Source organism: Streptomyces sp. NPDC047061 (assembly GCF_040643955.1).
In the GTDB taxonomy this organism is placed as follows: Bacteria; Actinomycetota; Actinomycetes; order Streptomycetales; family Streptomycetaceae; genus Streptomyces.
Genome location: NZ_JBEYVI010000003.1, coordinates 479,566 through 501,240, shown reverse-complemented (window position 1 = coordinate 501,240; position 21,675 = coordinate 479,566). Strand labels below are relative to the sequence as shown.

Below are 21,675 nucleotides of genomic sequence, written 5' to 3'. Positions count from 1 at the left end.
GCCGGTTACCGTGGTTACACCATGAGCGATCCGCAGACCTCCGAGGTCCCCACTCTCCTCGTCAAGATTTTCGGCAAGGACAGGCCGGGCATCACGGCCGGCCTCTTCGACACTCTTGCCGCCTACATGGTCGACGTGGTCGACATCGAGCAGGTCGTCACACGAGGCCGCCTGGTGCTGTGCGCGCTCGTGACCCAGCCCCCGGCGGGGCTGGAGGGCGATCTCCGGGCGACCGTGCACAGCTGGGCCGAGTCGGTGAAGATGCAGGCGGAGATCATCTCCGGCCGCGGCGACAACCGGCCGCGCGGTCTCGGCCGTTCCCTGGTCACCGTCCTCGGCCACCCCCTGACCGCCGAGTCGACGGCCGCCATCGCCGCCCGGATCGCCAAGACCGGCGGCAACATCGACCGTATCTTCCGGCTCGCCAAGTACCCGGTGACAGCGGTCGAGTTCGCGGTGTCCGGCGTGGAGACCGAGCCGCTGCGCACCGCCCTGGCCTCCGACGCGGCCGAGCTCGGCGTGGACATCGCGGTCGTGGCGGCGGGTCTGCACCGGCGGGCCCAGCGGCTGGTCGTCATGGACGTGGACTCGACGCTCATCCAGGACGAGGTGATCGAGCTCTTCGCCGCGCACGCCGGCTGCGAGGAGCAGGTCGCCGAGGTCACGGCGGCCGCGATGCGCGGCGAGCTGGACTTCGAGCAGTCGCTGCACGCGCGTGTGGCGCTGCTGAAGGGGCTGGACGAGTCGGTCGTGCAGAAGGTGCGCGCCGAGGTGCGGCTGACGCCGGGCGCGCGGACCCTGATCCGTACGCTGAAGCGGCTCGGCTACCAAGTCGGCGTCGTCTCGGGCGGCTTCACCCAGGTCACCGACGATCTGAAGGAGCGGCTCGGGCTGGACTTCGCCCAGGCCAACACGCTGGAGATCGTCGACGGGAAGCTGACCGGCCGGGTGACCGGCGAGATCGTGGACCGGGCGGGCAAGGCGCGGCTGCTGCGCCGGTTCGCCGCCGAGGCGGGCGTGCCGCTGGTACAGACGGTGGCCATCGGTGACGGGGCCAACGACCTGGACATGCTGAACGCGGCCGGTCTCGGTGTCGCCTTCAACGCGAAACCGGTGGTCCGCGAGGCCGCGCACACCGCGGTGAACTTCCCGTTCCTCGACACGGTCCTGTATCTGCTGGGCGTCACCCGCGAAGAGGTCGAGGCGGCGGACACCCACGACGAGGGCTGAGCCGGGAGCTGAACCGTCCGGCCGACGATCCGGACACCCCGCACGGACGCGCCGATCGGGACGCGCCGATCGGGACGCGAGGGCCCGGCACCGTTCTCCACGGTGCCGGGCCCTCGGCGTGCCACGTCAGTGGTGCGGTGGTCTCATTCGGAGGGTGCCCAGTAGTCCGCGAGTGTGGCCGCGCCGGGCTCCAGAGCCTTCCAGGAGCCCTCGTGCGTCACGACGGCGAAGGCGGCGGCGGGAAAGCCCCGGCGGTTCATCCGCTCGCGGGCGTCGGCCTCGGCGGTGCCGGCGAGGATCTCGGTCACCCCGTGCACGCCGGGGTTGTGACCGATGAGGATCACGTTCTGTACGTCGTCGGGCACCTCGTTGAGCACGGCGATCAGCTCGCCCGGCGAGGCCTCGTACACCCGCTCCTCATAGATGGTTTTCGGCCGGTGCGCGAGCTCATGGACGGCGAGCTTCCAGGTCTCCCGGGTACGCAGGGAGGTGGAGCACAGGGCCAGGTCGAAGGTGATGCCGCTGTCCGCCAGCTTGCGTCCGGCGACGGCGGCGTCCATTCGACCCCGGTCAGCGAGCGGTCGCTCGTGGTCGGTCACCTGTGGCCAGTCGGCTTTCGCATGGCGGAAGAGGACAATCCTGCGGGGTTCTGCGACGCTCATGGCACCCAGCTTCGCATGAAACAGGCCATCGGGCGCAGGGAGTTGACATGCGACTTCGCCCTGCCCGGCGGCCGGCGCCGAGGTACGGCGGCTAGCGGGTGACGAGCTGCTGTACGCGCTCGACGAGGTGGGTGACGGCGGGGTCGCCGGTGGCCGCGTGGGCGTCCGCCGGGTTCAGTATGAGCATCAGCAGGGCGACGAAGGCGAGCGCGGGAAGGGCGAGCGCCCACCAGGGGAGCCGGATGTCGACGCTGCCCGGGGTCGCCGGGTGGGGCCGGGTGTGCGTTAGGGCCGGCATGATCGCCTCCGCTGGTCTCCGAGGTCCGTCGGCCGTCCTCGCGGCCACACCTCGAAACTACGGAATCCGCGGTCTCCAACCCATCCGGTGATCCACCCACTTGACCCTGACCCTCACCCCCTAGGGGACGGTGGGGCTAGCCCCACCATCGGCCGCGGGGGCGTGGCCGGCGTGGTCAGGGGGACGCGAGGGTCGCGATGACGGCGATGACGATGAAGATGGCGAAGAACGAGCCGAAGACGATCAGCATCTTCTTCTGACCGTTCTGGGGGTTCGGGTCGAGCACTGGCATGGGGCCAGTCTGGCACCCCCGGAAGGGGACGGACCGGGCGGGGGCCGCGACACGGCTCGGCGGGGGCCGGCACGGGCCGCCGCGAGGACGGCGCAGGCCGCCGGGAGGGGACGGCGCAGGCCGCCGGGGCGGTGCGACGAGGCGGTCCCGGCCGGCTCTACGTCACGCGCTCCCGGCCCGCCCTACGTCACGCGCTCCCGGCCCGCCCTACGTCACGCGGCCCCGACCCACCCTACGTCAGATGGCCCCGGCCGGCTCCGCGTCACCCGGCCCCGGCCGCCTCGTCCTCCACCGTGCGGTCGCGGCCCGCGAGGACGCCGACGGCCATCTGCGGGATCATCAGGCCGATCATGAGGGCGATCGGCAGACCCCAGCCGCCGCCGTGCTGGTAGAGCACGCCCACCAGCAGCGGGCCGGGGATGGAGATCAGGTATCCGGTGCTCTGGGCGAACGCGGAGAGCTGGGCGACGCCCGAGCCGGTCCTGGCCCGCATCCCGACCATGGTGAGGGCCAGCGGGAAGGCGCAGTTCGAGATGCCGAGCAGCACGGCCCAGGCCCAGGCGCCGCCGGCGGGCGCGAGATACAGGCCGACGTATCCGGCGAGGCCGCAGACGCCGAGCGCGATCACGATCGGGCCCTGGTGCGGCAGCCGGGTGGCCACGCGCGGGATGACGAAGGCCAGCGGTACGCCCATCGCCATGGTGACGGCCAGCAGCAGCCCCGCCGTGCTCGCGGAGACGCCCGCGTCCCGGAAGATCTGCGCCATCCAGCCCATCGTGATGTAGGCGGCGGTGGCCTGCAGCCCGAAGAACACGGCGAGCGCCCAGGCGGTACGGCTGCGGGTGATCCGCAGGGCGGGCGGCTGCCGCTCCGCACGCGCGCGGGCCGGGGCCTCTGCCCCTGCCCCTGCCCCTGCCTCGGGAGCCGGTGCCGTTCCCCGGTCCCGTACCAGCGGAACCCACGGCAGCACCGCGGCCGCCGCGAGCCCGCCCCACACGGCCAGCCCGGCCTGCCAGCCGCCGCCCAGCGCGTCGGTCATGGGCACGGTCACCGCGGCCGCCACCGAGGTGCCGGCGGCGAGGGCCATCGAGTACAGGCCGGTCATGGAGCCGACCCGGTCGGGGAACCAGCGCTTGACGATGACCGGCATCAGCACGTTGCTGACCGCGATGCCCATGAGCGCGAGCGCGCTGCCGGCCAGGAACCCGGCCGTGTTCCCGGCGTACGGGCGTATCAGCAGGCCGGCCGTGACGGCCACCATGCCGGCGCAGACCACGGCCACCGGGCCGAAGCGGCGGGCGAGACGGGGAGCCGTGACGCCGAAGACGGCGAAGCAGAGCGGGGGCACGGAGGTGAGCAGCCCGGCCACGCTGCCGCTCATGCCGAGGCCGTCCCGGACCTCCTCCAGGAGGGCGCCGAGGCTGGTGATGGCGGGCCGGAGGTTGACCGCGGACAGCACGATGCCGATGACGACCAGCCGTGTCGTCCACGCGCGCGTGGCGGTCGCGGGGCTCCCTTCGAGTGCCGTCGACCGCGCAGTCGTCTCTGCAGTCGTCCCTGCAGTCGTCCCTACTGCCGTCCGTGCTGTCGTCCGTGCTGTCGTAGACGCCGCGCTCTCGGTTTCCTTGCCTGCCATGAGGCCCATCATAGAATCATGGGATGATTGGTTGTCCATCCCCGGGCAGGCCCGATCGTTCCCGCCGGGTCCTCGCGTGCGAAGGTGTGTCATGCCTCTGAGCCATCCGCGCCGCTCGGCGCTGTCCGAGCAGGTCATCGCCGAGCTGCGGAACCAGATCACCTCGGGCGAGTGGCCGGTCGGCTCACGCATCCCCACCGAGCCGGAGCTGGTCGAGCAGCTCGGGGTGGCCCGGAACACCGTCCGGGAGGCCGTCCGGGCGCTGGCGCACAACGGCCTGCTGGACATCCGCCAGGGCTCGGGGACGTATGTCGCGGCGACCAGTGAGCTGGCCGGCGTGATGCACCGCCGGTTCGCCGAGGCCGATCCCCGGCACATCGCCGAGCTGCGCTCCACCCTGGAGTCGTCGGCCGCCCGGCTGGCCGCGGCCCGCCGCACCGAGAAGGACCTCAGGCAGCTCGACGCCCTCCTGGCACGCCGCGAGCAGGCCTGGCGGTCGGGGGACGCGGAGGCCTTCGTGACGGCGGACGCGACCCTGCACCTGGCCGTGGTGGCCGCCTCGCACAACGACGTACTGACGGCGATGTACGCCGACCTGGGCGAGGTGCTGCGGGACTGGCTGCGCGCGGACGTCGGCGCCGAGCTGACGCCGCAGTCGTACATGGACCACGCCCGGCTGGTGGAGGCGATCCGCGCGGGCGACGCGGACGCGGCGGCGAAGGAGGCGGCGAGCTACCCGTTCCTGTGCCGTCCGGACCGGTTCAGCTCACCTTCTGGTGGCTGATCCACACCGCGCGGACCTCCTTCCAGCAGCGGCCGGAGAGCCGTACGGTCAGCGCCGGGCCGGTGTCGACCGGGGAGCCGTCGGTGTCGATGTCCCACCACTGGGCGCACTCGATGTGCAGCCGGACCCGGTCGGTGTCGACATAGGGGTTGTGGCAGTAGGCCACCACATGGGAGCCGCGGACGGTGGTCCGACACGACGCACCGAACAGCTCCGGGGCGGGTTCGTGCCCGCTCGGCACGCGCGTGTGGGACTCCGCGTCGCAGGGCAGCGACAGCACCAGGGCGAGGGCCAGGGTCACCGGAGCCAGGCTGCGGGACAGGCGCACAAGGGGACCTCCTCGGCCGGGCTGGGGAGGGACGTCGCGCGGTGAACGATCGCTCCACGCGTAATCCAGGGTGCGCCGCCCGAGCGGCGACGGCCCGGCCGGTGGGCCGAACGGGTGAGGCCCGCACCCTCACGGGATGCGGGCCTCGGGGGTCCGTGCGGGTCAGGCGCCGATGGCGTGCAGACCGCCGTCCACGTGGATGATCTCGCCGGTGGTCTTCGGGAACCAGTCGCTCAGCAGGGCGACGATGCCCTTGCCGGCCGGCTCCGGGTCCTTGAGGTCCCACTCCAGCGGGGAGCGGTGGTCCCAGACGGCGGCCAGGTCGCTGAAGCCCGGGATGGACTTGGCGGCCATGGAGCCGATCGGGCCGGCGGAGATGAGGTTGCAGCGGATGTTCTGCTTGCCCAGGTCACGCGCGAGGTAGCGGCTGGTGGCCTCCAGGGCGGCCTTGGCCGGGCCCATCCAGTCGTACTGCGGCCAGGCGTACTGGGCGTCGAAGGTGAGGCCGACGACCGAGCCGCCGTTCTGCATCAGCGGCAGGCAGGCCATGGTCAGCGACTTCAGGGAGTACGCCGAGACGTGCATGGCGGTGGCAACGGACTCGAACGGCGTGTTCAGGAAGTTGCCGCCGAGCGCGTCCTGCGGGGCGAAGCCGATGGAGTGGACGACGCCGTCGAGGCCGCCGAGCTCCTCGCCGACGAGGTCGGCAAGGCGGCCGAGGTGCTCGTCGTTCGTCACGTCGAGCTCGATGACCTTGGTGGGCTTCGGCAGCTTCTTGGCGATGCGCTCGGTCAGCGTGGGCCGCGGGAACGCGGTGAGGATGATCTCGGCACCCTGCTCCTGGGCCAGCTTGGCCGCGTGGAAGGCGATGGAGGACTCCATCAGCACACCCGTGATCAGGATGCGCTTGCCCTCGAGGATTCCACTCATGGTGATCAGTGACCCATTCCCAGTCCGCCGTCAACGGGGATGACGGCTCCAGTGATGTACGAGGCGTCGTCCGAGGCGAGGAACCGCACCGTCGCGGCGACCTCCTCGGGCTCCGCGTACCGGCCGAGCGGCACCTGCGACACGATGGTGGCGCGCTGCTCGTCGGTGAGCACCTTGGTCATGTCGGTGTCGACGAAGCCGGGCGCGACGACGTTGAAGGTGATGTTGCGCGAGCCCAGCTCCCGGGCGAGGGACCGCGCGAAGCCGACCAGGGCCGCCTTGGAGGCGGCGTAGTTGGCCTGGCCGGGACCACCGTAGAGGCCGACGACCGAGGAGATGAGAACGACGCGGCCCTTCTTGGCACGCAGCATGCCGCGGTTCGCGCGCTTGACGACCCGGAAGGTGCCGGTGAGGTTGGTGTCGAGGACCGAGGTGAAGTCCTCCTCGGACATCCGCATCAGGAGCGTGTCCTTGGTGATGCCGGCGTTGGCGATCAGGACCTCGACCGGGCCGTGCGCGTCCTCGATCTCCTTGTAGGCCTGCTCCACCTGCTCGGAGTCGGTGATGTCGCACTTGACGGCCAGGACGCCCAGTTCCTTGAGGTCGGCCGGCGGCTCACCGGAGCGGTACGTGACGGCAACCTTGTCGCCGTTGTCGGCGAAAGCACGGGCGATGGCGAGGCCGATGCCCCGGTTGCCTCCAGTGACGAGAACCGAGCGGCTCAACGGATCACCCTTTCGTTCGGTCTGACCACCCGCCCGAACAGCTGACACGACAGGCGGCTTCATCGAAAACCTATCGGTCCGGCCATCGCCGCGAGCAAGCGGGCACCGACAGTGGCTCGGGAGTGTCGCTGTCGGGTCCCTACAGTTTTGCCCAGCGCCGATGCGCCAGCCCGAGCTCCTCGCACAGCGCGTGCAGTGTGACGTCACGGAGCGCGCCCCTGTGCGCGAGGATGTTTCTGGCCTTCACCAGCACCTTGAGCAGCCGCAATTCCTCGCTCGGAAGGACCAGGCCGCCCTCGTGACAGGCGGAGAGCAGAGCGCCGACCTCCAATTGCACGAAGGCTTTCTCGGGGTGCGCGCGGAAGTCGGCAGGCGGTCGCTGGGCGTAGGTCTCGACCAGGGCGGCCAGGGGGCGGGCCGCATGACGGACGCCCACGAGAGCCAGCCGATGACGGGCGTCCTCGATCCACGGGAACACCGCGCGCTGCTGAGCCTGACCCACCAGGAGGTCGAGTTCGGACGGCCCGTCCACGCCGCCGTCGGCATACCAGACCGCCGGATGCCGACGCAGCATGCCCTCCCACGACTGCACCAGCCCTTCGGACCAGGCCGGGCGCAGCCGTGAGCCGGGGCGGCTCCGGATGCCGGCCTCGAACGTCGTATCGGGGCAGGCGTCGGCCCGGCCGATCTGCTCGGCGTCGAGACAGGACCGCAGAGCGGAGCCGAGTGCGCCGACCCGGCCGTCCCACGCCACAGCCAATCGCTGGGCGAGCGCCAGGTCGAATCCGGCGATCTCGGCGACGACCTCGTCACGGACGACGGCCCGGATGCGCTGTGCGACATGGACTTCGGTGCCCCGCGTTCGGGTGGACGCCACCATCGTCGCTGTGTCCAGGCGCCCGATCGTGCCCCACCACCAGCGCACGGCCGTGGTTGCGATGTCTCGCTCCAGTTCTTCGACGAGCGTTCCGGGAATGTCCCTCAGCCGAGCCACGACGAGCAGTCGCGGACGTACCTGGGGCGGCAGGCCCGCCTCCTTGGTCGCGGCGGACAGCGCGTGAAAGAGCCGCTGGACGGCTCCGCCCCGGCTGTTGCCCCCGCCTGGCACGCCCAGGATGGCCTGCCCGTGGTCGTCCGGTTCTGCCCAGGCCCGCAGGCCTATCACCGGTCGCCAGCGGCGAGCCGGGTCCGTCAGCCGTGCGACGACCTCACCGGGATCCACGGCGAGGTCTTTGGCCAGCCGTTCCAAGAGTCCCGGTACGGCCTGCTCATGGAGGGCCTGACGCACGCTGCGTGCCGGGCGCTCGGCAGACCAGCCGATATCGAACCCGTCGTCGAAGTCGATCTCGGGCAGATCGCCCCAGTCGTCTCCGTCCGTCTCTTCCCACTGGCCAGCGTCGTACGCGGTCAGCTCGTCTGTTCCGCCGGAGCCCGGACGGCGTGGTGCGGGCACCGCCGAAACGGCAGGCGGTGCCACGTCAAGGCGATCAGGCGTGCTGTTGAGCGCAGCCCGGTACAGGTCCTCTGCCTGTCCCGTGTCGACCAGCTGGTCGGGCAGCAGCCAAAGGCAGTGCAGACCCACCGCCAGCTGGTCGGCGATCTCGTCGAGCTGTGCCTTCACGCCGGGCAGGCCGCTCAGCACCGGATCGGGCCAGACCGCTGTCACGCGGTCTTCACGGCTCGTGCGCGCACCGCCCGGAAGGTCACGGGATCCAGTGCCACTCCCCCGTCTGTCTCGTCGACGACGTTCAGATCGTTGAGACGAACCAACCAGTCCCGGGTCTCCTCGGGGGTGAGGCCGGTGGCGGCCTCGACGTCATCGACAGGCACGCCCTGTCCCTCCTCGACGTACTCGGTCCACTGGGCGAGCAGGGAGAGATCCCTGCCGCTCAGGCCGGACTTCCCGAGGTGAGTGTCCACATTCGCCGGCTTGAGGGTGCCGGCGCGAATGTGGTCAAGGGCATCGTCGAGCGTCGCCCCGTTGAGCGAGACGTCCGCGACGGCGACCTCCGTCAGGTGGGACCAGCCGGAGGTGGCGTCCGTGAGCCGGCGGCGCTCCTCGCGCGAGTCGAAGGGGCACTCGGGCCAGGCGCGCAGGGAGTCAGCGGTCCAGCGCCGCGGTTGCAGGATCCGCACACGCAACCGCCGGCCCGCGTCGGTGCCCCGCAACGAGCCGACGACCTCGGCGTCGGCCAAGACCAGAACCGACCGGCTCTGCTTGTTCTTGCGGCCTTCGTTCTGTGACACATGTTTGTCGGCCGCGGGTCCGACATGATCCACGCAGAGTCGCAGTTCCTCTCCCAGCGCATCGGCCCCCGCACCCCGCAGGTCGGCCAGAACGACGTACGCCGTACGGGGACGGGCCGCGGCCAGGAGTGTGGCGAGGTCCTCACCGCGCTGTGCTCGCAGGACCTTCACCCCGCGCCCTTCGGCGAACGCGGACACGGCCTGAAGGACCAGTTCGGGCCGGTGCAGGTCCGTGGTGGACACCACGGACACACCCGGCTGGGCGGTCTCGTGGAGTTGCCCTTCGGTCAGTGGGCTGTAGCGCTGGACACCGCTGTTCCGGTCCCGGCCGAGGATGCGCCGTGCGGCACGCGGGTTGTAGTCGTAGGGGAGACCGAACTCTGTCTCGTGCAACTCGGTTTCCAGTTCCTCCTGGGTGCCGAGCATGTTGACTACGTTGGGGCTTCTTACGGCGAACCGCGCCTGATTGCCCAGACGGATCAGCAGCCCGAGTCCCGCCATCTCATTGAGATAGATCTCAGCCTGCTGCACCCCGCACTCCTCGAACCCCTCCGGCCAGGCGTCCCGGGCAAGGTCGAGCAGTTCCTTGGCGCTGTAGTCGCCACGGTAGCCGTCCTTCAGGCTCTCCAGCGCGATGAGGAGGGCCAGGACCCGATAGCGGTCCTCCAGGTTGATCGTGAAACGCAGTCTTTCGGCGATCCTGCGGCGGAGGGTCTCCGAGGCCGCGACCTCCTGGACGTCGGTCTCCGAGATGGCCGTTGCCCGGACCGTCGCCGCGTAGGGGCGTGAATGCAGCGTTCGTACCAGTTCACTGCAGAAGATCTGCACCAGGTTGGCCTGGTAGTTGGTGATGGCGAGGATCCGCCAGACCAGCTCCGGCCGCTCGAACACATAGCCGAGCGCGGCCATGGGTTCGGTGACAAGCCGAAGGGCGGCCTGTGGCTTCAGCGGGCCGACGAGTACGTCGGGGCCTCCGTGCGCGGTCGAGACGTTGGACAGGGCACCGAAACGCTGAACCTGGTGAAGACCGGCGAAAACAATTTTGAATCGTCGCTCCGAGTGCTCCATGAGCTGCTGGAATCGCTTCACGTTGGGGAATGTGGACTCACCGCCCGTACGGAACGTGCGTCGCGAATCAGCGGTCAGGAAGGCGTCCGCCTCGTCCGCGAGTACGAGCAGTCGCCGTGACTCGTCCGCGTCCAGCCACTCACCGAGCCGCCGCGCGACCACCTCCGCACCGGCCTGCTCGGACACCTTGTTCTTGTTCCCGAACACGCCCCGGCGCTTGAGCTCGTCCGCGAGCAGGCTCCAGATCTTGTCGGGCGCCTCGGCCTGGCCGATCTCCGCCTTCAGCAGGTCGAGATACACGGCCACGTAGTTGTCGGAGCCCCGCGGAAAGATCCGGGCCACCCGCCGGAGCAACGCGGACTTGCCCAACTGCCGGCCGCCGTAGAGGAAGAGGCCTCCGCTCGGGTCCATGACCTCCCGCATTTCCTCGTCCCGTCCGTAGAAGACCTCCGGCGGGACCAGTCCCGCGACAAACGGGGTGTACGGGTTGTACGCCGCCCAAGGCAGCGTGACCCGTTGAAGCGCACGGAAGCTACCCGGTGCGGCGGCGGCCATCCAGCCCACGACTGCGGGGTCCACCACCAGCGCCTGCTGTGCCCTGCCACGGGCCGAGTCCGCCAGCCGGCGCCGCCCCTCGACTCCCAGCGGGTGCAGGTAGAGCACGATGTTGGCGTCGACATCGGCGTCCTCCAGATGGGCAAGGGGGCCGTTCGCCCGTTGCTCCTCCCAGATCAACTGGACCGTGTACGAGGTCGCCTGGGAACCGAGCGCGGCGACGTATCCAGGGCGCTCGGCGACCCTCGCCCGTACCTCGAACCGGCGCACCCCCTGGGTACGGGTCTCCAGGACGGGCTGGCCGCTGGGCTCCAGGCCAAGCAGCCGCAACACCCTCGGCAGGTGCTGCTGCCATTCGCTGTTGCGCCCGTGCCGGGTGCACAACGCCTTCCAGGACCGCAGTCCGAGATCGGCCGCCTCCGTGAGCTGGGCGCCGGACCCGTAGTGGGCCGCCCACCAATCGGCGTCGACCCCGTCGCCGCCGGGCAGAGGCACCCCCGGGCCCGTCAGCCCGGCGAGAAACGTGCCGAGTTCCGCACCGTCGTCCTCGGGCCGCTCGGGCAGCTGCTTGCCGCCGCGTGCCAGAGCGAGGAACTCCTCTGCGGTCACCGTGTCGCCTTCGGTGATGAGCTTGGCGATCCGCTCGTAGTCGGAGGAGGTGAGCCGTGCACCCGACGCAAGGCGCAACTGCTCCAGTTCCTGGCGCTGACGGCGGGTGGACCTCTCCACCAGCTGCGACAGCTCCTGCTGCAGCGCTTCGAGCCGGCCCACGGCATGCCGGTAGCGGCCGGACGACTCTCCGTCCGCGAACTCCTGCAGCCGCCCGGTGAACTCGCGCTCCTGATCGGGCGCCAGCAGGTTCAGCGTCCGCATCTGGGCGAGCAGACCTGCCGCCTCCGCGTGGCGCCGGCGTACGCTCTCCCGCCAGTTCTCCTGTGCCTGCTGGACGCGCCGTTCCGCGCCCTCCACCCATTCGGTGTCCGCCGTGCCGTGACCGACGGCGTCCTGTCGTGTGGCGTCCACGAGCGCTCGCGCCAGGTGCAGGTCACCCCGGCTGAGGTATCGCCTTAGCGCGTGTTCGACGTCCGCGGGTGCCATGAGCGCCGCCATACGGCGGGCGGTACGCGGATCATGCAGATCGGGCATGTCAACGCTGTCGCGTGGCAGGTCGGGCAACGTGAGCAGGCAGTCGGTGGTGGGGCGAGGACTTCCCTCCTCCCTCGCCGGCCGGTTCTCGCCGCCCGGGCGGCCCGCTTTGCCGTCGAGCCAGCGGTGCAGCAGGTCCAGAGCCGCGCCGCCCACGCCGGGCGGCGGTGGCACGTCCCGAAGCCCGCGCCGTACGGACGCCAGTTCGGGAATGCCCGACTGGGAGGGTCCGGCCGGGCGCAGCAGACTGGCCGCCACCGCGTCCGCCTTGGTCAGGACGTCCGCGACCGACCGGCAGGCCGTGTGCAGCTGGCGAAGGGCACCCGCGGTAATGGGTTCCTTCGCCTGTTTAGGGGTGCGGAACCGGCTGTCCGTCTGCTCGATCAGCCGATCGACGTCAACGGCACTGCGCAGCTCCTCGGCCCGGTCCCGGAACGAGGTTGCGGGCAGCGGACCGCCCTCGACCCATCGGATGATGTCGCCCAACGCCAGGCCGAGTTCCCCGCTCGGTCCGACCAGATCCTGCAGTACCCGGGTGGCACGCTGGTACTTCGTCTTACGCCAGGAAAGGCTCTCGAGCAGCTGCCGTGCCTGTGTACCGAGTTCTTCCCGCAGGTCGTGATCCTGCGGACTGTCGTCCGATTGCTGCGCGCCGGGGTCGAAGGACCGGCCGTTCCGCACTGCGGCCACGAGTGCGGTGAGTAGTTCCTGCCAGGGCTCGGCCAGCCCGGCCGGCGGCGAGAAGTCGCTGACGAGCGCATGCGGCCAGCAGGCGGTGAGGCCCGCGCGCAGCGCCGCGGTGAAGGCCACGAGGTATGCGTCGCGGTCCCGGGAGAGCAGTACCTGGTCGATGTCGTGCGTGATCTGTACTGCCGTGGCCTCCGACTCGGTGACGCAGTCGAAGGCCGCTGCGGCGAACGCGAGCGCCCGGGCGCGGATGTCAGGCTCGGCGGATGCCTCGGTCATCCAGTAGGCCTCGGCCAGGCGCCCCGACCTCACCAGGAGGGTGACCGGCGGTTCCTTCCCTGTCTCCCACGGCGCCCGCACGTCCCAGTCCGCGTCCGCGACCGACGGCGGCCACGGCTCCTGCTCTGCCATCGTCTCCGGCTGGGAGGCGTCGTCCGGGAGAGCCTCCGCCAGGACCTCGGAGGCCGTGTCCTCGCTCCCGGCGGACGCCTCGTACGCGCTGTCCACGACGGCCGGCTCCTCGGAGGAAGCATCCACGGCCGGAGGTGCCTGGCCGAGATCTTCGTACCGCTCCGGCACTCCCTCGCCGCCAAGGGCCGGGTGCGCGGTGGAGGTCTCCGGTTCGTCAGCCTCTGCGGAAGCGGCGAGTCGTGCTGTCCGTGGCGCTGGCTCGACCGGCTCGGTCCCGGATTCGACGGCGTCCCGGAAAGTCGGCACGACCGTCGTCCCGGTATCGGGGGCGGACTCCACCGGAGTCGCGGACACCTCCTCCTCCAGGGTTGCGGCCGCGGTCTCCACCCGGCCGGGCTCCGGGGCACGGTCGCGGGCCGGGTCCTTGCCGCCGTCGGTGCGCGGGTCCCCGGTCGGCCGGGCCGCCAGCGTCTCGCGCGTATCGTCGTCGGGGCCGTCACCGGAAACGGTCGCGCCCGATGCCGTACCGCCCCCGAGCGTGCTCTCCAGTTCGGCGATCTGTGCCCGCAGGCGATCACGCAACATGGTGAGGGTCGCTCCCTCGTCCGGATCCATGGTGGCGTCGATCAAGGTGTTGTAGGACTCAGCTCTCGCCCGCAGGGCGGCGAGTTCGTCACGGGACTTCCGCAGCCGCGCGCGCTCGGCGGTCAGCCATGCGTAGTCCGATTCGTGCGACCAGTCGACGCCTGAGTCGGCGCACAGGTCGGCGGCACGGTCACGCAGGCCGACCCAGGCCGTCATCGCCTCCGTCAGATCACGCGTCGCCCCGGGGCGACGGCCCGACTCCACCACGTCGGCGACGCTGCGCAGCGAGGCGGACAGCTGCCGTCCGGAACCCGTCAGTTCGGCCAGTACACCGTCGAGCGCCAGGTCCCGGCCCACGCGGGGGGCCGGAACCGGAACCGCGTTCTCGTCTCGGGCAGGCTGCTCGTCTGCGGAGTGCGACGACTCGCCGACCGAAGCTTCCGGTGCTGGCTGTCCTGCTGCTGGCACGACTCTCCCGAGAATCTCAGCGGGGTTCGACGGGGGCTGCTGGTCGGCTGCCTTCCGCAATCTGTCCGTATGGCCCACGACCACGGGGGCCATCGGCGTCTTCCTCATATCGGGGGACAACATTCCGTACAGCGCGCAGCGTGCGAGCGGCGCCTCCAAGACCCAAAGCGCAGCCTCGAGTTGCTCAAGGGTCGGTTCCTCGAGCAGGTCCGCGGCGCAGCCGTGTTCCTCGACGAGCGCCCGGCGTGCCCAGGTCAACCCGCAAGAGGCCGCAGACTGAAGCTGCGGCTGTCTCACCCTGGCGACCCAGACCCGGAAGGCGTTCACATCACGTCGCGTGACCGGTGCGCGGCTGCCGCCGTCATGACGACGGCCCCAGGACTGGTGACGCAGACAGTGATGGCGCGTCAACAGGCTGCGGATGTCCGGCTCTTCGAGCGTCGCGAGCCACGTGCGAAAATCTGTCCCCCACCCCAGCATGGCGTCATCATGCCACTCGGTGTTCACATCCTGGCACTTGCCCGACGAATTCCGTAACGGGGTCTTCACCGCCGGTACGCAGGCTGTGGACGCCGCACGATCCGCCGCGTACGTGCTTGACTGCGGCTTGTCCGGCCTCGCAATGAAACGTCAATAGGGGAGAGCCTCCTGTGGCCTACGGAATCGATCCAACCTTTCTCGCGTTGCCCCTACGGGCTCTGGCCGACGCCGCGCTGGCACGCGCGCGTGCGCTCGGGGCCGAGCATGCGGACTTCCGGTTCGAGCGGGTGCGCAGCGCGTCCTGGCGGCTGAGGGACGCCAAGCCCGCCGGATCGTCGGACACCACCGACCTCGGGTACGCGGTCCGGGTCGTGCACGGCGGCACGTGGGGCTTCGCGTCGGGGGTGGACCTGAGCCTCGACGCGGCCGCCAAGGTCGCCTCGCAGGCGGTGGCGATGGCGAAGCTCTCGGCGCAGGTGATCAAGGCCGCGGGGTCCGACGAGCGGGTGCAGCTGGCCGACGAGCCGGTGCACGCGGAGAAGACGTGGGTCTCGTCGTACGAGATCGATCCGTTCTCCGTGCCGGACGAGGAGAAGGCGGCGCTGCTCGCGGAGTGGAGCGCGCGGCTGCTGGCGGCGAACGGCGTCAGCCATGTCGACGCCTCGCTGCTCACCGTGCACGAGAACAAGTTCTACGCGGACACGGCCGGGACCGTGACGACCCAGCAGCGGGTGCGGCTGCATCCGCAGCTGACGGCGGTGTCGGTCGACGAGTCCAGCGGCGAGTTCGACTCGATGCGGACCATCGCACCGCCGGTCGGCCGCGGCTGGGAGTACCTCACCGGCACCGGCTGGGACTGGGACACCGAGCTGGAGCAGATCCCGGAGCTGCTGGCCGAGAAGATGCGGGCGCCGAGCGTCGAGGCGGGCCTGTACGACCTGGTGGTCGACCCCTCCAACCTGTGGCTGACCATCCACGAGTCCATCGGCCACGCCACCGAACTGGACCGTGCGCTCGGCTACGAGGCCGCCTACGCCGGCACCTCCTTCGCCACCTTCGACCAGCTCGGCAAGTTGAAGTACGGCTCCGAGCTGATGAACGTCACCGGTGACCGCACCGCCGAGCACGGCCTCGCGACCATCGGCTACGACGACGAGGGTGTCGCGGGCCAGTCCTGGGACCTGGTGAAGGACGGCACGCTCGTCGGCTACCAGCTGGACCGCAGGATCGCGAAGCTGACCGGCTTCGACCGCTCCAACGGGTGCGCGTACGCCGACTCCCCCGGGCACGTCCCCGTGCAGCGCATGGCCAACGTGTCCCTGCAGCCGGACCCGGCCGGGCTGGCGACGGAGGACCTGATCGGCGGGGTCGACCGCGGGATCTACGTGGTCGGCGACCGCTCCTGGTCCATCGACATGCAGCGCTACAACTTCCAGTTCACCGGCCAGCGGTTCTTCAGGATCGAGAACGGCCGGATCACCGGGCAGCTGCGCGATGTCGCCTACCAGGCGACGACCACCGACTTCTGGGGCTCCATGGCGGCCGTCGGCGGCCCCCAGACCTACGTCCTCGGCGGCGCCTTCAACTGCGGCAAGGCCCAGCCGGGACAGGTCGCCGCGGTGTCGCACGGCTGCCCGTCGGCCCTCTTCAAGGGCGTCAACATCCTCAACACCACGCAGGAGGCCGGTCGATGAGCGTCAGTGCAGGACTCGGCCGGGGGTCCGGGGGTTGCCCCCCGGGAAAGCACATCCTCAACACCACGCAGGAGGCCGGTCGATGAGCGCCCGTAGCAACAAGCCGCACGAGATCGTCGAGCGTGCGCTGGAACTGTCGCGGGCCGACGGCTGTGTGGTCATCGCCGACGAGCACTCCACCGCCAACCTGCGCTGGGCCGGCAACGCGCTCACCACCAACGGCGTCACGCGCGGCCGCTCGCTCACCGTCATCGCGACGGTCGACGGCAAGGAGGGCACCGCCTCGGGCGTGGTGTCCCGGTCGGCCGTGACCGCGGACGACCTGGAGCCGCTGGTGCGGGCCGCCGAGGCCGCCGCGCGCGGGGCCGGGCCCGCCGAGGACGCCCAGCCGCTGGTCACCGGCGTACCGGAGGCCCCGGACTTCGCGGACGCGCCCGCCGAGACCTCCTCCGCCGTGTTCTCCGACTTCGCCCCGGCGCTCGGCGAGGCCTTCGCACGCGCGCGTGCCGGCGGCCGTGAGCTGTACGGCTTCGCCAACCACGAGCTGGTGTCGACGTACGTGGGCACCTCGACCGGGCTGCGGCTGCGGCACGACCAGCCCACCGGCACGCTGGAGCTGAACGCCAAGTCGCCGGACCGTACGCGCTCCGCCTGGGCCGGGCGGTCCACGCGGGACTTCAAGGACGTCGACCCCGGCGCGCTCGACGCCGAGCTCGCCGTACGGCTGGGCTGGGCCGAGCGGCGCGTGGACCTCCCGGCCGGCCGGTACGAGACGCTGCTTCCGCCGACCGCCGTCGCCGACCTGCTGATCTACCAGCTGTGGTCGGCGTCGGGCCGGGACGCGGCCGAAGGACGGACCGTGTTCTCCAAGCCGGGCGGCGGCACCCGGGTCGGCGAGAAGCTGACCGACCTGCCGCTGACGCTGCGCAGCGACCCGAACGAGCCGGGTCTGGAGTCCGCGCCCTTCGTCCTCGCGCACTCCTCCGGCGGGGACCAGTCGGTCTTCGACAACGGGCTGCCCGTCTCCCCTACCGAGTGGGTCGCGCGCGGTGAGCTGAAGAACCTGACGACCACCCGGCACAGCGCGGGCCTCACCGGGCTGCCGGTCGCCCCGGCGGGCGGCAACCTGATCCTCGACGGCGGCCAGGACCGCTCCCTGGAGGACATGGTCGCCGCCACCGAGCGCGGGCTGCTGCTGACCTGCCTCTGGTACATCCGCGAGGTCGACCCGGCGACGCTGCTGCTCACGGGCCTGACCCGGGACGGCGTCTACCTGGTGGAGAACGGCCAGGTCACCGGGCAGGTGAACAACTTCCGGTTCAACGAGTCGCCGGTGGACCTGCTGGGGCGGGCGACCGAGGCCGGGCGCACGGAAAAGACGCTGCCGAGGGAGTGGAGCGACTGGTTCACTAGGGCTGCGATGCCCGCGCTGCGCGTGCCCGACTTCAATATGAGCTCTGTCAGTCAGGGCGTATAACCTCGTAGCCGGTGGTCGCACGACTGCCCGAAGATCATCCAGAGATCTGCCGAAGATCGTTCAAGGAGATACGAGAACCGTGACGGACATCGTCGACGAACTGAAGTGGCGGGGGCTCATCGCCCTCTCCACGGACGAGGACGCATTGCGCAAGGCGTTCGCGGACGGTCCCGTCACGTTCTATTGCGGCTTCGACCCGACCGCGCCCAGCCTGCACCTCGGCAACCTCGTGCAGATCCTCACGATGCGCCGGATCCAGCAGGCGGGCCACCGCCCGCTGGGCCTGGTCGGGGGTGCCACCGGCCTGATCGGTGACCCGAAGCCGAACTCCGAGCGCACGCTCAACGACCCCGAGGTCGTCGCCCAGTGGGTGGAGCGGCTGCGCGCCCAGATCGCTCCGCTGCTGGACTTCGAGGGTCCGAACGCGGCGGTCATGGTCAACAACCTGGACTGGACGCAGGGCCTGTCGGCCATCGAGTTCCTGCGGGACATCGGCAAGCACTTCCGCGTGAACAAGATGATCGCGAAGGAGGCCGTGGCCCGGCGCCTGGAGTCCCAGGAGGGCATCAGCTACACGGAGTTCAGCTACCAGATCCTGCAGGGCATGGACTTCCTGCAGCTGTACCGGCGGTACGGCTGCACGTTGCAGACCGGCGGCAGCGACCAGTGGGGCAACCTCACCTCGGGCACCGACCTGATCCACAAGGTCGAGCCCGACGCCGTGGTGCACGCACTGGGCACGCCGCTGATCACCAAGGCCGACGGCACCAAGTTCGGCAAGACGGAGTCCGGCACGGTCTGGCTCGACCCGGAGATGACCACGCCGTACGCCTTCTACCAGTTCTGGCTGAACGCGGACGACCGGGACGTCTCCAAGTTCCTGCGGATCTTCAGCTTCAGGTCCCACGAGGAGATCGAGGAGCTGGAGAAGCAGACCGAGGAGCGTCCGCAGGCGCGGGCGGCCCAGCGCGCGCTGGCCGAGGAGCTGACGACGCTGGTGCACGGCGCCGACCAGACGGCTGCCGTGATGGCCGCCTCCCGTGCCCTCTTCGGGCAGGGCGAGCTGTCGGAGCTGGACGACCGGACGCTGGCCGCCGCGCTGTCCGAGGTGCCGCATGTCCGGGTCGCCGAGCTGGGTCCGGTGGTCGACCTGTTCGCCGAGGTCGGGCTGGTGGCCAGCAAGTCCGCCGCGCGGCGGACCGTGAAGGAGGGCGGGGCCTACGTGAACAACGTGAAGGTGACCGCCGAGGACGCGGTACCGGATCCTGCGGAGCTGTTGCACGGGCGGTGGCTGGTGCTGCGGCGGGGGAAGAAGAACCTGGCGGCCGTGGAGGTCGTCGGTTCGTAGGCGCCGTAGGAGTACGGGGTGCGTTGCGGAGTGCCGGTTCGTCGTGGCTGGTCGCGCCCACGCGGCGGAGCCGCAAATTGACACAGCCCCGCGCCCCTTACGGGGCGTGCTGTTTCCGCTTCCCCACCGTCGCCGTGTACGCCATGTCGCCCAGGAAGACGATGATGATCGCCGCCACCAGCTGGAACAGGTGGCGGGTCCAGTCGATGCCCCGTGTCTCCGCCACGCCCACCGCGCGGGCGATCGCGTTGCCGGCGATGGCGCCCAGGATGCCGAAGATGGTCGTCAGCCAGAGTGGACTGTGCTGCTTGCCCGGGATGACCGCCTTCGCGATCAGACCCAGCACGAAACCCACGATGATCGCCCACAACCAGCCCATGACTGCCTCCTCGTACGGCTCGACGTGAGCATTACGCCAAGTCTGGGTCCGTACGCCGTACGGCGCATGTCGGTAGGGCCGTACGCGCTACGGCGCAGGGCGTTCACGCAGGCGGGAGGGCGACCCGGTCTCGAAGGCGGCGCAGGCGCGGCGTAACGTGGGAAGCGTCCTGGCCCGGATACCCGAGCGGGTGCGGGCCGGGCAGGGGTCGGGGAGAGTCCGATGCGGGCGGATGGTGGAATGTGATGCGGAAGCAGCGCGGCGACGGCAACGTCCAGGTGTTCCGGATCACCGGAGCCCGCACCGGCCTGGCGGAGGACGTACGCGGTCGGCAGCGGCGGTACATCATCTCGATGACCGTGCGGACCATGTCGGTGATCCTCGCGGTGACGTTGTGGAACGTCGAACGGTACGTGGCCGTCGTGGCTTTGGTGCTCGGGGCGCTGCTCCCCTATGTCGCCGTCGTGATCGCCAACGCCGGACGGGAACGGCCGCCGTCGCTTCCGTCGACCTTCGGGGTCGCGCCGACCCGGCTGATGATCGCGCCGCCGCGGGCGGAGGCGCCGCATGCGGAATCCGTCCCGGAGGACGTGGTGGCGGACCCGGCGGCGGGGGCGGTGAGGGGCGAGCGTCCGGAGTCGGTCTGACGATCGGGACCTGTCGCGGACAGGCGGCGACCCGGCGCGAAGCTCAAGAAATGCTCAGATCTGTCGTGCTGTTCCAGTGCCGGGCCAAGGGTGACCCGTGACATACTGCGTACGCGCTCCGCATCCCCCGTCGGAGCGACGGACCGACGCCGGGCAGCTCCCCCCGTGGCTGCTCGGCGTCGCCTTGTTTGCGGGGCTTTTTTTGCGAGACGAAGCAGTGCGAGACGAAGCAGTGAGTGACGTTATTTGCTCAGCGAAGGGCTGTCGCGCCGCCGCCGTGTGGGTGCTGGCGTGGAACAACCCGAAGATCCACACGCCGGAGCGGCGCAAGACCTGGCTCGCCTGTGAGGAGCACCGGGAGCATCTCTCGCAGTTCCTCGGGGTGCGGGGGTTCCTGAAGGACGTGGTGCTGTTGCGGGAGTGGGAGTCGGAGTCGCCCGGGCGGGCCGAGTAGGCGGGGCTAGCCGCCGATCGCGGACATCGGGCGGTCAGGCTGCACGAACGCCGGATCGTCCAGTCCCGCCCCTGCCTTCTTCCCCCACATCGCCAGCCGCCACGTGCGGGCGATCTCCTCGTCCGGCGCGCCCGAGCGGAGCGCGCCGCGCAGGTCCGTCTCCTCCCGCGCGAACAGGCAGGTCCGTATCTGGCCGTCGGCCGTGAGGCGGGTGCGGTCGCAGGCCGCGCAGAACGGGCGGGTGACGGAGGCGATGACGCCGACGCGGTGCGGGCCGCCGTCGACCAGCCAGCGCTCCGCCGGGGCCGAACCGCGGTCGTCCGCGCCCTCGGGGGTGAGGTCGAAGCGGGTGCGCAGCGAGGCGAGGATGTCCCCGGCCGTCACCATGCTGTCGCGCTTCCAGCCGTGCTGGGCGTCCAGGGGCATCTGCTCGATGAAGCGCAGTTCGTAGCCGTGGGTCACCGCCCAGGCGAGCAGGTCGGGGGCCTCGTCCTCGTTCAGTCCCGGCATCAGGACCGTGTTGACCTTGACCGGGGTGAGGCCGGCGTCGTGGGCGGCCCGGAGGCCGTCCAGGACGTCCTGGTGGCGGTCACGGCGGGTGAGGGTCTTGAAGACGTCCGGGCGGAGGGTGTCCAGGGAGACGTTGACCCGGTCCAGGCCGGCCGCCTTCAGGGCCGTCGCGGTGCGGCGCAGGCCGATGCCGTTGGTCGTCAGGGACATCCGGGGACGGGGGGCCAGGGCCGCCACCCGCTCCACGATGCCGACCAGGCCGGGACGGAGCAGCGGCTCGCCGCCGGTGAAGCGGACCTCCTCGACGCCCAGCAGACGGACGGCGACGTCGATCAGCCGGACGATCTCGTCGTCCGTGAGCAGGTCGGGCTTGGCCAGCCACTGCAGCCCCTCCTCGGGCATGCAGTACGTACAGCGCAGATTGCACCGGTCGGTCAGCGAGACCCTCAGATCGGTGGCCACCCGGCCATAGGTGTCGATGAGCACGTGGGCCCCCTCCCGCGTCCGGACCAGTTCATTCCCGTCACCTGCGAGCCTACGTGACACCACCGACATCGCGAGGGGCCCGATGCCACGAGGTACGACGCGGCCGCGTCGTAGGACTCTACGATCCCGTCGACGCGGCCAGTCGTAC

Annotated in this window: 18 protein-coding genes; 7 read left to right on the top strand and 11 right to left on the bottom strand. The window is 70.7% G+C overall.

All coding sequences use genetic code 11. From position 1 onward, the window contains the following. Positions 1 to 21 precede the first annotated feature (21 nt). Entirely contained in the window at positions 22 to 1,230 is a 1,209-nt protein-coding gene (serB, locus tag ABZ887_RS08340; protein ID WP_361284529.1) for a phosphoserine phosphatase SerB, read from the top strand. Between the two features lie 143 nt (positions 1,231 to 1,373). Here the strand turns inward: serB and ABZ887_RS08335 are convergent, their stop codons facing one another. From ABZ887_RS08335 to ABZ887_RS08320, 4 genes are all read right to left on the bottom strand, one after another. After that, a complete protein-coding gene (locus tag ABZ887_RS08335) occupies positions 1,374 to 1,892 on the bottom strand; it encodes a histidine phosphatase family protein (RefSeq protein ID WP_361284526.1) in 519 nt (172 codons plus the stop codon). A 91-nt stretch (positions 1,893 to 1,983) separates the two neighbouring features. Continuing rightward, a complete protein-coding gene (locus ABZ887_RS08330; RefSeq protein WP_361284523.1) occupies positions 1,984 to 2,190 on the bottom strand; it encodes a hypothetical protein in 207 nt (68 codons plus the stop codon). A gap of 175 nt (positions 2,191 to 2,365) precedes the next feature. Further along, complete coding sequence (locus tag ABZ887_RS08325) at positions 2,366 to 2,482, bottom strand: SGM_5486 family transporter-associated protein (RefSeq protein ID WP_089107830.1); 117 nt, start codon at positions 2,480 to 2,482, stop codon at positions 2,366 to 2,368. A gap of 262 nt (positions 2,483 to 2,744) precedes the next feature. Next, the gene (locus ABZ887_RS08320; protein ID WP_361284519.1) at positions 2,745 to 4,130 is read right to left on the bottom strand and encodes a CynX/NimT family MFS transporter; all 1,386 of its coding nucleotides are present in this window, start codon (positions 4,128 to 4,130) and stop codon (positions 2,745 to 2,747) included. A gap of 79 nt (positions 4,131 to 4,209) precedes the next feature. Between ABZ887_RS08320 and ABZ887_RS08315 the strand changes: the two genes are divergently transcribed. Next, the gene (locus ABZ887_RS08315) at positions 4,210 to 4,902 is read left to right on the top strand and encodes an FCD domain-containing protein (RefSeq protein WP_361284516.1); all 693 of its coding nucleotides are present in this window, start codon (positions 4,210 to 4,212) and stop codon (positions 4,900 to 4,902) included. On the opposite strand, the gene ABZ887_RS08310 is transcribed toward ABZ887_RS08315, so the two are convergent. The 5 genes from ABZ887_RS08310 to ABZ887_RS08290 all read right to left on the bottom strand — a co-directional run bounded on the left by ABZ887_RS08310 (position 4,880) and on the right by ABZ887_RS08290 (position 13,941). Further along, complete coding sequence (locus tag ABZ887_RS08310) at positions 4,880 to 5,230, bottom strand: hypothetical protein (RefSeq protein WP_361284513.1); 351 nt, start codon at positions 5,228 to 5,230, stop codon at positions 4,880 to 4,882. The genes ABZ887_RS08315 and ABZ887_RS08310 overlap by 23 nt on opposite strands. A 162-nt stretch (positions 5,231 to 5,392) precedes the next feature. Next, positions 5,393 to 6,160, bottom strand: a complete 768-nt coding sequence (gene fabI / locus ABZ887_RS08305) for an enoyl-ACP reductase FabI (protein ID WP_361284510.1) — start codon at positions 6,158 to 6,160, stop codon at positions 5,393 to 5,395. A gap of 5 nt (positions 6,161 to 6,165) precedes the next feature. Beyond that, positions 6,166 to 6,885 (bottom strand): 3-oxoacyl-[acyl-carrier-protein] reductase, encoded by a 720-nt coding sequence (fabG, locus tag ABZ887_RS08300; protein WP_361284507.1) that lies wholly within the window; start codon positions 6,883 to 6,885, stop codon positions 6,166 to 6,168. 139 nt (positions 6,886 to 7,024) lie between these two features. Next, positions 7,025 to 8,551 (bottom strand): hypothetical protein, encoded by a 1,527-nt coding sequence (locus ABZ887_RS08295; RefSeq protein WP_361284504.1) that lies wholly within the window; start codon positions 8,549 to 8,551, stop codon positions 7,025 to 7,027. Then, a complete protein-coding gene (locus ABZ887_RS08290; RefSeq protein WP_361284501.1) occupies positions 8,548 to 13,941 on the bottom strand; it encodes a hypothetical protein in 5,394 nt (1,797 codons plus the stop codon). The genes ABZ887_RS08295 and ABZ887_RS08290 overlap by 4 nt, the downstream gene beginning before the upstream one ends. Positions 13,942 to 14,702: 761 nt before the next feature. Here ABZ887_RS08290 and ABZ887_RS08285 point away from each other — a divergent pair. From ABZ887_RS08285 to tyrS, 3 genes are all read left to right on the top strand, one after another. Further along, on the top strand, positions 14,703 to 16,226 hold the full coding sequence (locus ABZ887_RS08285) for a TldD/PmbA family protein (protein WP_361284498.1): 1,524 nt from the start codon (positions 14,703 to 14,705) through the stop codon (positions 16,224 to 16,226). A gap of 82 nt (positions 16,227 to 16,308) precedes the next feature. Continuing rightward, a complete protein-coding gene (locus ABZ887_RS08280; RefSeq protein ID WP_361284495.1) occupies positions 16,309 to 17,703 on the top strand; it encodes a metallopeptidase TldD-related protein in 1,395 nt (464 codons plus the stop codon). A gap of 79 nt (positions 17,704 to 17,782) precedes the next feature. Continuing rightward, entirely contained in the window at positions 17,783 to 19,051 is a 1,269-nt protein-coding gene (tyrS, locus tag ABZ887_RS08275) for a tyrosine--tRNA ligase (RefSeq protein ID WP_361284492.1), read from the top strand. A 97-nt stretch (positions 19,052 to 19,148) separates the two neighbouring features. Here tyrS and ABZ887_RS08270 read toward each other — a convergent pair whose 3' ends face one another. Further along, entirely contained in the window at positions 19,149 to 19,430 is a 282-nt protein-coding gene (locus tag ABZ887_RS08270) for a GlsB/YeaQ/YmgE family stress response membrane protein (RefSeq protein ID WP_361284489.1), read from the bottom strand. Positions 19,431 to 19,675: 245 nt separating this feature from the next. On the opposite strand from ABZ887_RS08270, the gene ABZ887_RS08265 reads away from it, so the two are divergent. Together ABZ887_RS08265 and ABZ887_RS08260 are read left to right on the top strand one after the other, a co-directional pair. Next, positions 19,676 to 20,077 carry a DUF3099 domain-containing protein gene (locus ABZ887_RS08265; RefSeq protein ID WP_361284486.1) on the top strand — a complete coding sequence of 134 codons (402 nt, stop codon included), beginning with the start codon at positions 19,676 to 19,678 and terminating at the stop codon, positions 20,075 to 20,077. Positions 20,078 to 20,279: 202 nt separating this feature from the next. Next, positions 20,280 to 20,531, top strand: coding sequence for a hypothetical protein (locus ABZ887_RS08260; RefSeq protein ID WP_361284652.1), 252 nt, complete (start codon positions 20,280 to 20,282; stop codon positions 20,529 to 20,531). A 6-nt stretch (positions 20,532 to 20,537) separates the two neighbouring features. Here the strand turns inward: ABZ887_RS08260 and moaA are convergent, their stop codons facing one another. Next, positions 20,538 to 21,527, bottom strand: coding sequence for a GTP 3',8-cyclase MoaA (moaA, locus tag ABZ887_RS08255; protein ID WP_361284483.1), 990 nt, complete (start codon positions 21,525 to 21,527; stop codon positions 20,538 to 20,540). Positions 21,528 to 21,675 lie beyond the last annotated feature (148 nt).